The sequence below is a fragment of the Ignavibacteriales bacterium genome (genome assembly GCA_020635255.1).
Classification (GTDB): Bacteria; Bacteroidota; Ignavibacteria; order Tepidaquicellales; family Tepidaquicellaceae; genus JAEYVS01.
In genome coordinates this window covers 658,559-672,425 of sequence record JACKAC010000002.1, presented here as the reverse complement: position 1 = coordinate 672,425, position 13,867 = coordinate 658,559, and the positions used below count along the sequence as shown (strand labels likewise).

General features: G+C 39.8%; 11 protein-coding genes. 3 read left to right on the top strand and 8 right to left on the bottom strand.

The window, feature by feature from the left end:
* Positions 1–36 precede the first annotated feature (36 nt).
* Together H6614_10910 and H6614_10905 are read left to right on the top strand one after the other, a co-directional pair.
* Positions 37–888 (top strand): hypothetical protein, encoded by an 852-nt coding sequence (locus H6614_10910; GenBank protein MCB9244176.1) that lies wholly within the window; start codon positions 37–39, stop codon positions 886–888.
* Between the two features lie 70 nt (positions 889–958).
* Positions 959–1,348, top strand: coding sequence for a DUF1801 domain-containing protein (locus H6614_10905; GenBank protein ID MCB9244175.1), 390 nt, complete (start codon positions 959–961; stop codon positions 1,346–1,348).
* 34 nt (positions 1,349–1,382) lie between these two features.
* On the opposite strand, the gene H6614_10900 is transcribed toward H6614_10905, so the two are convergent.
* The 5 genes from H6614_10900 to H6614_10880 form a co-directional block, all read right to left on the bottom strand.
* Positions 1,383–2,279, bottom strand: coding sequence for a hypothetical protein (locus H6614_10900; protein MCB9244174.1), 897 nt, complete (start codon positions 2,277–2,279; stop codon positions 1,383–1,385).
* 1,545 nt (positions 2,280–3,824) lie between these two features.
* On the bottom strand, positions 3,825–4,073 hold the full coding sequence (locus H6614_10895) for a hypothetical protein (GenBank protein MCB9244173.1): 249 nt from the start codon (positions 4,071–4,073) through the stop codon (positions 3,825–3,827).
* Between the two features lie 20 nt (positions 4,074–4,093).
* Positions 4,094–6,280, bottom strand: coding sequence for a T9SS type A sorting domain-containing protein (locus H6614_10890; GenBank protein ID MCB9244172.1), 2,187 nt, complete (start codon positions 6,278–6,280; stop codon positions 4,094–4,096).
* 37 nt (positions 6,281–6,317) lie between these two features.
* Positions 6,318–7,190: a hypothetical protein gene (locus H6614_10885; GenBank protein ID MCB9244171.1), complete on the bottom strand. Its 873-nt coding sequence runs from the start codon at positions 7,188–7,190 to the stop codon at positions 6,318–6,320.
* A 20-nt stretch (positions 7,191–7,210) separates the two neighbouring features.
* Entirely contained in the window at positions 7,211–9,016 is a 1,806-nt protein-coding gene (locus H6614_10880) for a hypothetical protein (protein MCB9244170.1), read from the bottom strand.
* A gap of 180 nt (positions 9,017–9,196) precedes the next feature.
* Between H6614_10880 and H6614_10875 the strand changes: the two genes are divergently transcribed.
* Positions 9,197–10,666 (top strand): hypothetical protein, encoded by a 1,470-nt coding sequence (locus tag H6614_10875; protein ID MCB9244169.1) that lies wholly within the window; start codon positions 9,197–9,199, stop codon positions 10,664–10,666.
* Between the two features lie 59 nt (positions 10,667–10,725).
* Here H6614_10875 and H6614_10870 read toward each other — a convergent pair whose 3' ends face one another.
* The 3 genes from H6614_10870 to H6614_10860 are packed head-to-tail and all read right to left on the bottom strand — an operon-like array spanning position 10,726 to position 13,722.
* Positions 10,726–10,971 carry a hypothetical protein gene (locus tag H6614_10870; protein ID MCB9244168.1) on the bottom strand — a complete coding sequence of 82 codons (246 nt, stop codon included), beginning with the start codon at positions 10,969–10,971 and terminating at the stop codon, positions 10,726–10,728.
* A complete protein-coding gene (locus tag H6614_10865) occupies positions 10,968–11,867 on the bottom strand; it encodes a hypothetical protein (GenBank protein MCB9244167.1) in 900 nt (299 codons plus the stop codon). Before H6614_10865 ends, H6614_10870 begins: the two co-directional genes overlap by 4 nt.
* A 13-nt stretch (positions 11,868–11,880) precedes the next feature.
* Positions 11,881–13,722 carry a hypothetical protein gene (locus H6614_10860; GenBank protein MCB9244166.1) on the bottom strand — a complete coding sequence of 614 codons (1,842 nt, stop codon included), beginning with the start codon at positions 13,720–13,722 and terminating at the stop codon, positions 11,881–11,883.
* Between the last annotated feature and the right edge of the window lie 145 nt (positions 13,723–13,867).

Sequence of the window (13,867 nt, the reverse complement as noted above, 5' to 3'; positions counted from 1 at the left end):
AGCTTTATAAAGTCTTTAGTCATTAATAAATTTACAATGAAGCTGGAATACCCTACTATAATATTAGAATATATTCTCTCGGGAATTTTTACATTATCTCCATTTCTTTTCTTTTTATACCTTAAAATCCCTATCCCAGAATTAGGATTACCTCAGAACGTCTTTCTAATATTACTATTATTGTCAGTTTCATACTTAGCTGGAATTGGATCAAATGGCGCGGCTATGAATCTGACAAGATTTATATTAAGAAATGCTCGCAATAAAATTGTAACTGACTTTAAAGAATCCTTGAATACTCAAATAAAATGCCTTAAGGAAATAGGCTGTAAGTGCAATAATAGTGGTGCTGAGATTAGTGACACAAAAGACGATAATTATAATTTGATTGAATGCTTGGCAATTCATGTTAATGATTCTGCAAAACATATTGACGAGGAAGTACAATACCTCCGCCGGTTAAACCGTATGGCCAGGTCTGGATTGATAGGACTTTCTTTGTGGTTGTTAACTTTAATAATATTACTTTTTTTGGGGATTAAGGGTGAAAGTAATCTACCCCAATCAATTTATTTCCTTAAAGATGAAACGACTCTAATTTGGATCCCTATAATTTTCATTTTATTAATTGGAGCTGGGTTAATCGTTGGGTATTGTAATCAGTCTAAAAGCCAGGCAAGGAGAATTGTAATATGTTTTCTATCTTTAAATTTCTCCAAGGAAATCCAAAATGTAAAAAGTTATTATGTGGAAGAGGATGCCGATGTAGCCACTCTTGTCAATAAAATTCAAGAAAAAATAACAAATAAAAAACATAAACCAATAGGTGGCATTATATCATCCACTTCAAAATTTTATCAGGTAATGGTAGAGTACAGTAATGCCTAATGTACTTTTCCTACCGTATTCTACCCGCACACAGAAATTGCGGTTTTTCAATGAATTTATCGAACTTATTATGACAAAAACGATCCCGGCATACAACAACTCCTTGGCAGGAGAAGAAAAGAAGATCGCTAAGATCTTAAGAAAAGAAATTGATGAAAATCTCTCCTCATCGGAAAGCAAAATATGGCACGGTCACCCGGTATGGTTTTTGGATGGCAACCCGATTGTTGGTTACAGCAAACTCAAAGACTGTGTTCGCCTGCTTTTCTGGAGTGGTCAATCATTCAAATCGAAAGGTCTTAAGCCTGAAGGCAGTTTCAAGGCCGCTGAAGCTCGGTATACGGATTCAGAACAGATAGACCTAAAGGCTTTGAAACGATGGCTTAATGAATCGAAGAAGATCCAGTGGGATTATAAAAATATTGTCAAAAGAAAAGGCATCCTTGAACGCCTTCAATAGTATAAGCTGAATCAAGCAGATTTTAGTTTGACACCTACCTCACTGCTATACAATTCGGGTGATTTAATCCACCTGCTGAAATAAATATACTTATAAAAGCGCCCGTGCTGTCATATTTGTTCACATGGTTCTGTGTCCAGTCGCATAGGAATAATGAGCCGTCTTCTCCGAAAGCATAGCCTTCTATATTGGATAACCCCGAAATATATGTGCCGAGGAAATTTCCCGTGCTGTCGAACCTCTGCACTTTCCCCAGCGTCCAATCTGTCACATACAGATCACCCGTCGAATTGTTAAACCATATATTACTGGGTCCCGCTACGTTTCCTGTGTTTACAAATACAGAATTATATGTACCGTCCGGGTCGAACTTCATTATCTTCCCATTAGCTCCTGTGCCGTATGATGCCGCATAGAAATTGCCCGCGTGGTCGCACGCCGTTCCCAAACCGTTCGGCACGCCTACACTCGTAAACTCCCCTATGAAGTTTCCATCAAGATCGAAACGCGCGATCTTATTTTGTGACACCCCCCACTGGCTAACGTATATATAGGAACCTGCTTTGAGCATCTTCGTCGGATTATCCAGTGCATACCCGCTCGTAAAATCTCCTAGGTAAGCCCCTGTAGATGAACTGTATTTCTTTATTGCCGTATTACCGCGTCCTGTTACAAGTAATAAGCTGTCATGTATGAATAAAATATCCTGAGTAGTATTTAGCCCTCCTGACCCGGATGATATAAAATCGTCAATGTATGCTCCGGTCGAGTCATATCTCTTCACCGAACTTGTATTCCGGCTTCCTACGAAATACTCGGTATTCGTCACACTTGTTTGCTCTGGTTCTATAACCTTAGTGGTGCAGGAAAATAATGGAATTCCCAGGATAAACATAACCAATGCTATCCTTCCAAAGATAGAAATGCGCATAATGCCATATATTTTATGGATTTATAAAATTGTGAGGGTGTGATACATAATGAACTACCTTTGTTACGAAAAAATAAATCCTCGTGTTGCATCAATTCCTCCCCCACACTTTGTCATCCCCGCGAATGATGGGGTCTAATAACTATTAGACCATAAAATATCTTCCATAGAAGACGCAGCCTTCTCAATTTCACCCTCCCCCCTTGCCATCCCACGAATGATGGGGTCTAATAACTATTATTCCATAGAATATCTTCCATGAAAGACGCAGTCTTCCAATATACGGCATTATAAAAATTACCGTAAAAATTATGAAGTTTTCTGTGCACCTCGATTTATCGAGGGCGGGAAAATTCTGTCTGAGCATAAGTTCATCCGAATACTAATACGGCTATTAGCTGCGAGTTTATTTTCCCGAACAGAAAAACGGAAATAATTTTAGGTAATTTTTATTGAGCCGGCGCGTTTTGGTACTTTTGCGCGGTCAAAAGTACATGCACTGAGCAACAAAAAGTATATATACGTATATAACCCTTTCTCCCTTGCATTCCCACCTCCCCCTTGTCATCCCCGCGAAGGCGGGGATCTAGACCCGCACTTCTAAACGTTGCTAAACACATTATTCGGTCTCTGTACCTCATGCGACCAACACAACAAAAAGTATATATACGTATATAACCCTTTCTTCATTTAATCTAACTTGACTTCACATTATTTTGCATTGGTTATTCGAATAACTAGGTTCTGCCGTCGGCTTGTTTCTTAGTAGGCACGCCTTCGGCGTTTGATGAACCCGGTATTTACGGCAGGAACGGTAATATCCGCGCTCTGCGGTGTTCTGTTTGTCTAACTTGCATCGCTTTCACTGTTGCTTAAGTAAAGATTGTCAATGTCCTAGGTCGCTAGGCGGGCGGGACCGCTTGATTACTTCTGTTCGAAGGGTCTATACCGGCAGCATAAGCTGTCCCTTGTGCATCGATTGTGAGAGGATCATTTCATGCAAACTGCTATGTATGTGCAGTGAGGGATGTTGTGGCAGGGAGATAAGTGCATTCCCTGCGGCGGTGAGAGTCTAATAGTGACTTTGGATCGGACCTCTACTAAAAAGTCCGGCGAAACAGTTCAGCCGTCTGTAATGCGATTCTGATCGCGTGAAGGTGTTCCGTCGCCTTTGGCAGAAGGAGCAGTTGTATCCTTATCCTCTGTGGGATACATACCGTAGAATACTGTATAACGTATGATACAACGAAATCAGGCTAGCCTGTTTATTATTTGTTATTCCCGCGAAGGCGGGAATCCAGAAGATAAAACTAAAACGATGAAATAAACTAAATCCATTAACATAAACTAAAAACGAGGATGATAAAATCATCCCCCCTTTTACAAAGGGGTCTACGACCTCGTAGAGGGGAAAGAGGGGGGTTAAAGAGCAAACACAAACACACTACCACAACAACAAAATATCACAATAAAAAACGGGGACCGGAGCCCCCGTTCATCACGACATCGGAGTGAGATGATTCTCTTACTTAATCATGGAAGAATTTAAACTCTATCTGTTTCTTTCTTTATTTCCTCCAATCTGGACATCATCTTCATTATATGATTATGCTCCGATTTTGATATTTTCCTGCCGTCCTCGAGAAAGTGTGACAGGTATCCGCTCATTATTATCATTTCTGTTAAAAGCGTATCACCGATTCCGCTTTTTTTCTTCTTATATAACGCATCCTTTATTATCTTTTTGACAATAATAACGTTCTTTTCTATTTCATCCTTAAATTTACTATTCAATTACTTCTTTTTAAACGTTGCTATTTTATAAGTATCATTTTTTTTCCTGAAACAACATTATTGTCCGTGATTAATGAGTAAAAATATATCCCCGATGCCAGACCTTTTGCGTTGAAATTTTTAGTTATTACTCCGGCGTTCATTTGCTCATTGTCGATTAAATTTGCGACTTCCCTGCCGGTTACATCATATACCTTTAACGAAACTAATGACTGGGTTGGTAACCCAAATCTTATCGTAGTGGAAGGATTAAACGGGTTAGGGTAGTTCTGTTCCAGGAAGTAACCTTCCGTAACAGTATTTGAAAACGTTAACTCAGGTGTACCTGTTACTGTTTCAATATATTTAAATACAACATTGTTGGATCCGCAAAGAAAAGCCCGGTTGGTAGCTGTCATCTTGATTGATAAAATACCGCTAAATGTTCCTGACGTATTGCTGATCTCCCATGTATCACCCCCATCCCTGGTCCGAAAGATGTTTCCAAAACTGCCTGATGCCATTCCATTATACCTGTCAATAAAATTAAATCTGCTGATGTTGGCTGCAATTGGGACGTCAATGGTGTCCCACGATATGCCGCCGTCAGTAGTTCTTCGCATTCTCCCGTTTTGAGATGACAGGAACCCGGTATTGGCATTAAGGAACTGAATGCCGTAAACATCATCTGTCCCAAGGCCCGCGTCAAACGATGTTGCGGAGAGTCCGCCGTCTGTCGTTCTATATAAGTCCTGATATCCTCCTATCCAGCCGGTATTTGCGTCAACGAAAGAACAGGTCAAGGCTCCTGACACAGAATCTGGTGCAATGGGAGTCCAGTTTGAACCTCCATTGGTTGTTTTGAAATTATTTCCCTGCCACCCGACTACCCAGCCGGTATTTTCATTCAAGAAGAAAATGTCGTCGATCTCCGAGCCCGATCCTGTCGGCGAGGTTAAATTCCAATTTGCTCCTCCGTTGGTTGTTTTAGCAACAACACCTGATGTACCTGCTGCATAACCTGTTAACGAATTCACCATAGAAATACAAAGGAGGGTCTGACCGCTTACAGACGAGTAGTTACCTGCCTGCCAGTTCGAACCTCCGTTTGTCGAATACATTACCTGGTCCACACCTCCGGTTTGACCAACTACAATGACCCTGCCGTCAGAGCTTTCCGCCCAAAGGTCATATGAAGAAGCTCTTTTGACATAATTAGTAAATGAAAATGCACCATTCGAACCATATCGCGTATTGATCAAACCTCCTACACCGACTGATAAAAGGGTATCCCCTGTAAATGATACATCCGTCGAATAATAAGGTAGCGCAACATTTTGTGTAAGGGGACGGATCCTGATAGAATCCCAGCTGTTAGTACCAACTACAGCCCGGTAGACAAATGTATTGTCTCCCGTAACAAAAACATAATCTGTTCCCGATATATTCTTAAAGTCTATGTCTACATAGCTGGAGGATGGAAGCCCGGCATTAATATCAGTCCATGAATTTCCAGAATTTGTTGTCCACATAACGGTACCAAAAGAACCGCTTAAATACCCGGTGTTATTATCGATAAAATTTACGTTCAAAAGTATTGACGCCCCGGTAATAACTGTGCTCCAGTTAACACCGGCGTTAGTCGTCTTATAAACGTTACCGTTAGTTGCAGCGCAAATAACACTATTGGCATCAAACGCATAAATACCATAGTAATTTATACTCGATGGCGGATTACCCAATTGCGTCCAGGTTACTCCTCCGTCCGTAGTCCTGGCGGCTTTAACATTTGTTCCGCCGCAGAGAAAACCGGTGGTCGAATTAAGCCAGTACATGTCATGCCATTGCTCATCGCTATTCAAAACGGTCATAGTATCCCATGTATTACCACCATTGGTTGTTTTAATCAACTTTCCTCCTTCCCCACATACATAGCCGGTATTTATATCAAAAAAGTACATACTGTATAAAGTAGAAGACACATATCCATCGCTTCTTTTGCACAGGTTATTTTTTATTTGCCAGTTCACTCCCGCATTGGTCGTCTTCATAAATAACCCGCCTTCACCAATAGCATACCAGTTATTTGCATTCCACATTTTTACATCGTAAAGAGTATTTCCCTGCGGGGTGGGGTGTACCCATTTATATTCTCCGTCCTGCGCGTATGCGCTCACGGCACAAAATAGAATTGCAAATATAGCTATATAATTCTTAATTGTTTTCATCTTTTTAGAAAAATTCTCCCCGTAATTTTTTTAGTGTTTATTCGAAACCGTAAGTAAAATTAAGACCAAAGACATAATTAAAAAGATTATCAGCGTCTTCGCCCGGTACCCTGATATTAAATCCCGGACGGATATTTTTATAGGGAACGGTAATTAATAATCCGTATTGAACGAAGTTGTATTTATCGGGATATTCCGGACCGGAATCTACTGCATATCTTCCTGTCAAACCAACGATCACGTTTACATATTTATCCATATATCCGGTTTGAAGAGTGTAGTCTGCTGAAAATTCAGGCTGGTTGTAAAATCCCAGTACTTTAGTATTGAACCAGAGATTCCCGCCGACACGGGCTTTAATAAGGATATTATTTTCCGTTACTGTTCGGAAATTTATTGCTGCATACACCGGAACGATCTTTCTTATAAATGCTTCAGACCTGTCGATATCAGCGCGTACACCTACAACTGTTCCGGCAACGGGATCTTTTGAAACGACCGGAATTCTAAGCCCAAGCTCAAACATCAGCGGAGACCTAGGGAGATGATACTCAGCTCCAATGTAAGGATTGCCGATCTTTAGCCCGCTTTCGTTAAGGTCGTTTAGTGAATCGGCTCCATAATCAAGTTTCCCATTCACGAATGGAAGCTCGGCAACCAGTGTGAGATTCTTATAAATATTATACCTACCTGTCAGGTAGATTGCCGCCGATAAACCACTAAACCCGGGATTTAACGATCCGCCTAAACTATCTTGAGCTATAAACGGTTTATCAATCTCGATCGAAATAGAATTTCCGCTTCCGTAATCAAGCCACTCAGATTGCGCATTTGCATTTTCATTTGACATAAAAAGAGCTGTCAGAACAAACAAGACACCGATAAATTTTATACTATTATTCCTTTTCATTCTCTTTCTTTTTATTTTGTTTAATTCAATGTTACGCATGGTGTATTCAACGTATTGTTTTTGCACGTTGGCGGTCTTGGAACATTAGAATTCAGGAATGACGTGAAATTATCAGAGCACATTGTGGGCATACCGCCGGGACCGACATTAGAACGCCCGTTCGTGCATTTTGCTGTTAATGCGTGTACTACCGGCCAGAGATACCTTTTCCCAACGGAACCGTTTCTTTGGGCAACTGCTGAAAATCCCGGATATGTTTCAAAATGAAAATTTGAAACATATGAACCATCACTGCATTTTTCAACGTAACCGGTACCATTAGTCCAGCCATCATGTGATTGATATCCTGAATTTGTAAAATATTTGTATGGAGTTGACGTGTACTCTTCATGATAACCACATAAATTACTTGACTGTTGTTTAGGGTAAAAAACCCAGGAGAAAGTAGTGCCATCCTGTACAACAGCAGTTGGATGATTATACATATTCTGAACACTTTCATTAGAAGTAAAGAAAGGAATGACGGCAGATGTTTCATTAGCATCAAAAAAAGTTATATTAATGGAGTCGGAGGCTATCACCGTCTTGCTGATCATAGAGTTAAAACCCTGGGCATCGAGGTATTCATAGAGAGCACCGTATGAGCTTGCCGCAGTAACATCGATCCATTGTATAAGGTCGGTAGAATTTGCAAACGTAAGTCCCGATAATCCCCTGTAAGTAGTATCAGTTAGTTTTGTATAAAAATAACCTGCGGCGGGACCGCAAGGTTCACCATTATACAACGGCATCCGGCAATTATTATAACCTGCCTGGACAGTAAAGTCTTCCAGAGAGCGTGTCCACACGACCGGATTTGTAGAGCTGTATTGGAATATAAAATGCTCGGAAGTGTACTGCGCTCCACCGTATGTCATCTGAGTAAGAAGTGAATTGTAAAGCTGGTTCGTTTCAATTCCTGATTCGTTACAAAAATATAACGCACTTCCATTTGCGTTGCACACAGCCTGTATCGAGTCTGCACTAAGAGTGCTTCCCCCGGGTCTTCCAGCTTCCACCCATGCGTAATAATGATTTGCTTCACTTATCAATAGTAACCCAAGGGACTGCCAGTAATAATAATAATTGGTTATTGCGTCAACACCATTATAGTAAGATGTATCCCCATTTAACATATTTTCTTCAGGTAAACGCAAAGCCTTTACACAGGAATATATAGCTCCTGAATTACTCTCCAGGTTTTCTTGCATATGTCCCATTTGTGATCCAATATCTGTCCATCCCGGATTATTACCAAGTACCTTATCCGACCAGCTGCGCATAGTTGTATCAGGTATTGTGTCCCCGACACTTGCAACGCTCAACATGGCATTATACTGGTTATAAAGCTCCTTGATCTCACCTATCGCATCTTGCAGTGTTGAACTCTGGTATCCGCAATTATTTGCCAATAAAGTCTGATTTATCTGTGTGAGTTCATTATCGACGTCCCCAAGGAGTGTAATAATTGAATCTAATTGTTCGGATATGTTAGCGATCTGCTGTGAATAATTAGTACCACTCGAGCCGGCAATTCCCATAGCACCGAGCACCCAGCCGGTAATGTCGGAGCCTACCTGAGCTTCAGCACCTTCAGCTATATTAGTAAACATAGTTACAATAGCGCTGTATTCGGTATCCTCGGTAGAATTTACGGTCCCCAGCCCGTTATTATTTGGGCCGAAAATGCTTCCGTCTTCAGAGCAACTTACAAGGAAAGCAGCTAAAGCCAGTGACCCTATCAACAGCGTACAGATTATTAAATCCCGTTTTTTACCTATTTTCATGATCCATTTGGTTTAAATTTTACAAGTTCAAAGTACAAACGTGTAAAACTTTTTCCAAAGAAAGATGTTTGTATTATTACACGGAATTCGGCAAGTGTTATTTTTTTATACTTTGTTATGTATTTGAAATATATTAAGTTACATTAACCGTCCGGGGGCAATTTCTTACGCAAACATTTTATGAAAAACACCAAAATTGCCAAACTCCTAAAGACTTTTTCCAGGAAAGAGTTAAAGGAATTCGAAACCTTCATAAATTCTCCTACACAGCTAAAGAAACGTGATGTCAGGAAGACATTTAATGAACTAAAGAAATTTTATCCCGATTTTAATAGTCCTGTCTTTACCGATGAAAATTTGTTCAAAAAAATCTTTCCGGGTCAGAAGTACAGTAAATCAAAATACTCAATAGCAGCATTTCATATTTTCGACGCGGCATGTGAATATCTTATCGCGCTGAACAATAATGAGAATAAGATCGAGAGAGCATTTTCGCTGATGAACCAGTTCATCAACCGGGGGATGAATAATGCCTTTAGTAAGCTCGCCAGGAAAATGGATAAAGAAATTGCTTCATCCAAAATGAGCCTGGATAATTTTTTCTTTTACCGTTACGGATATGAGGATCTGCTCATGAGGTTTTACACCAGCCGGGGTGAAAGTGACCTTCGCTTTAAATCTTTTCACAATAAAATAAATTTAAGTACAGGTTTATTTCTTTTGAGGTTTCTCAGAGGGATGCCCAATATCAAAATAGCCGAAGAATTCTACAAAGTCGAACTGGATACCCGTCTTACAAAAAGGATGATTGACGCAATCGACGTTGATAAGATATTTTCGGATCCGGACATTCACCCTTATCTAAAGATTCTCGAAGTATCTTATTTTTTGTATAAGGGTATGACAGATCCCGAAAGTGAGAAATGGACTCAAAAGGCTGATGAAACATTTTTTAAGAACATATCGCTTTATGACCATGACGAAAGGTCGTTAATATCCATACTACTCACCAATTTATACAGTAAACTTATTCGAGACGCTAAAGACCGAGATGAGAGAGACAGGTTTTCAAGGTTAAAGCATGAAATGACCAAGTCTCTTTTGAAATACGGGCTTATAAAAAATAAGAAAGACCCTTTTATGCCGGATCTTTTTTTCAGGAACGTGGTATTCACCGCACTGGATATCAGCGAATTAGACTGGGCGGAGAAGTTCATCAAAGAATATAATAAGGAATTAAAGCCGGAAAGCAGAAAAAATTTAATGAACTACTGCCTGGCAATGCTGGAGTTCGATCGCCATAATCATGACAAGAGTCTTGAATACTTATCAACCGTTAAATACGACAGTTTCTTTTATAAATCCGACGTGAAGCTCCTGCTCATGCTTCTTTATTATGAGTTAAAACTTTTCGAGGAAGCACATTACATGCTGGATACTACAAAGAAATTTTTAAAAACATCAAAGGAAGTTTCAGAAGAAGACAGGCTTGTATACTCTAATTTCGTTAAACACTACAACAATTTGTTAAAATATCATGATAAGCCTGAAAAGGTATCAATAGAAATGGAAATAGAGGCGATCAAGTTAAACAAAGTCAAAATAGAATACCCTGATTGGCTTTTGAAGAAACTTGAAAATTTACTATAAAAAAGACGGGACCTGCGCCCCGTCTATCACGACATATTGGCAAAGTGATTCTTACTGATTCACTCTAGCTCTTTTTGTATTTCCTTTGCCCTCGAGATCATTTGCTTAACATGACTGCGTTCACTGTCTGACCTTGATCCTTCTTTTACAATGTAATGAGACATATACCCACTTATTATGATCATTTCCGTTATAAGACCATCCCCGATCTTATCTTTTTCTCCGGATAACAAGATCTTAATTTTCCTGTTTAGTCTGCCGGCCAACTGTCTGACCTCTTTATCCAAAGGGTCGTCTTGTATCATTTAAATCCGTATGTAAAGTTAAAACCGACAACGTAATTAATGAATTTTCCCAGGTCCTCACCCGGTACCTTTAGGCTGAAAGCCGGGCGAATATTTTTAAAGAGAAATGTTACAAGCAATCCGTATTCAATGTAATTATATTTATCCGGAGTATTCGGACCGGTATCTATTTCATAATTCCCGCTTAAGCCCAGAATGAAATGAACATTTTTATGAATGTATCCGGTTTGAAGTGTGTACAAAACCGAAAGCAAAGGCTGAGTATAAATTCCAAGTTGTTTTGTATTAAACCAAAGGTCCCCGCCTACACGGGCATTCAATAGTATATTCGATTCTGACACGGTCCTGTAATTTACAGCAGCGGTGATGGGTACAATATTGTGTATGAATGCGCTGACCCTATCTACATCCGCCCGCAATCCATATACGGTTGCCTGGGGCTGCCCTTCCTCCGTAATAGGAATTCTTAATCCAAAATCAACGCTTACGGGACTTTCCGGAAGAGAATATTCCGCTCCAATATATGGATTCCCAAACTTAAATCCTCCTTCATCCTGTATTTCAACCGTATCATCCCATTTGCCGTTCACCATAGGAAGCTCCGCTATAAGAGTAAGTCTCTTTGAGAGGTTATATCTTCCGCTCAAAAAAGCTACTCCGGAAAATGTAGTATATTCCGGTCTTACACCGGCTATAAAGGAACTTGGTTTCACCGGGATATTCGGCTTATAAATCTCGAGCGAAACCGAATTACCTGTTCCATGATCGAGCCACTGTGACTGAGCAGAGGAATCTTTCCCGGATAAAAAAAGTAATGCTATGATCAGGAATACTTTGATTGTTCCAGTAAAGCCGGGCTTGCTCTGAAACAAATTTTTTAAATTTGATTTTAACATTTTCCGGTTATTATTAGTTTAATGTTGTACAAGCTGGAAAAATTTTAGTATTGCTGCACGTAGGCGGACGGGGGATATTAGTATTCAGGAATATATTAAAATCCTCTCCGCACATTGTTGGCACACCACTTAAATTGACATTTGTTCTGCCCGATTTACAGTGAGCATCATAAGCATAAACTTTTGGCATCAGAAAACGATAGATAGCACTGTCTGATAAAGGAGTCCAGTTAGGGGGTTCTTCGTTCCATGCAAATGGAGAATCAAGCTGCCAATCTCCATTATTAAGGCAAAGTGTAACAAAAGCAATATCTCCATCATTAAAAAATAATTTATCATAATCATAAACACTTTGTATAAACTGGTATAAAAGGGTCATACTCTGATTTTGGTAATGCGTCCCCGCAGGAGTGCAGGTTCCATAAGAGTATACAGTTGAAGGAAATAAATAACTAAATGCATTACCGGTGTAATATACTGAAATATTTTCACCGTTATATAAAAAAGCTTTCTGGTCTGTTAGAAAAAACGGTGTAACTTGTAAATTTTGATATGACTGAGAAATTACTACCGTGTTGCCGGGATTTGCAGAGATAATTGTTTTCTCACTCATATTCTTAAAACCTTTTGATTCAAGATAATCCCCGTTTGTATTGAAACTAAGTGAAGACGCTGCATCTATCAGATTATATAATTCCTGCCCGTTGGCAAAAGAGAACCCCGATGTTCCCCGGTAAACCGTATCTCTTAGTACCGAGTTTGCGTTTCCCGCCGTCGGACCGCAGGGCTGCGGGGATGTTATGTGGGGCGGATTTATTTGCGGGTCAGGGCAATTGTAGCCGGCCTGTTGAGTAAAATCTTCCAGAGACCTGACCCATACTATCGGGTTGTTCTGTATATATTGAAGTGTAGTATACTCGTTTGTGTATGATGCTCCACCGTAAGAAAACTGGGTTAGTAAAGAGTTATACAGATCATTTGTGTATCCTCTCACATCATTACAGTATGTCATCGCGGTACTGTTTTGATTACAGACAGCCTGAATCGAATCCGCGGGAAATGTACAGCTGTCTTGAGAGCATGCAGCAACCCACGCATTGAAATGTAAAGCATCGCTAATCATAGATAAAGCTATTACCTGGTAATAATAATAGTAGTTAGTAAGAGCGTCCACATTATTATAATAAATTGTATCTCCGCCAAAAGCCGTCGTCCCGAATGTACTCGGAGGAGGAATCGTAATAATACAGGCATGCAAAACTCCTGTCTGGTTAGAGAGATTTGATTCGATAGTACTAAGAGCATTCGGCAGGGTTGCAATCACCTGATCTGACCAGGCCTGGATAACGCTGTCAGATACAGGCCCGAGTGTAGTGTCACTGGCTGTTTCTATCATTGACGTGTATTGGATGTAAAGGTTTTCAATGCTTCCTATTTCTGTCTGTAGTGACGATGTCTGTTCAGAGCAGTTAAGTATCTGCAGTGTTTGATTTATTTCGTTAAGTGTACTATCCATACTACCCAATAAAGTAATTATGGTATCGAGATCACTTTCGATTAAAGCAATCTGCTTACCGTAGTCCGGGCTGTTTCCTGCAAGACCCATAGCGCCTAATATCCAGCCGTTTATCGAAAATCCAAGTGCACCCTCGGCTCCTTCACCAACAGCTCCAAAAAACTGTGACAAAGATGAAGTAATAATTTCACCTCCTCCAATATTTCCGTTATTATTATTATTTGGCCCTATAACGATCCCGCTATTATCTTCGGAACAGCTGACAAAAAATGCTGCCGTAAATAGTGAACCGACCAATAATATACAGATAAATATATCCCTATATAATCTTTTATCCATTTTGCCCAAATTTTGTTAAAATTGCATTTTCTTCAAAATAAACCATTTATTAATTATTTCCCAATTAATTATTTCGAGATTATTACACAGGAGATTGCTTTTACAAAATTGTGTTACTATATTAAGATATGTATTATAAGCACTT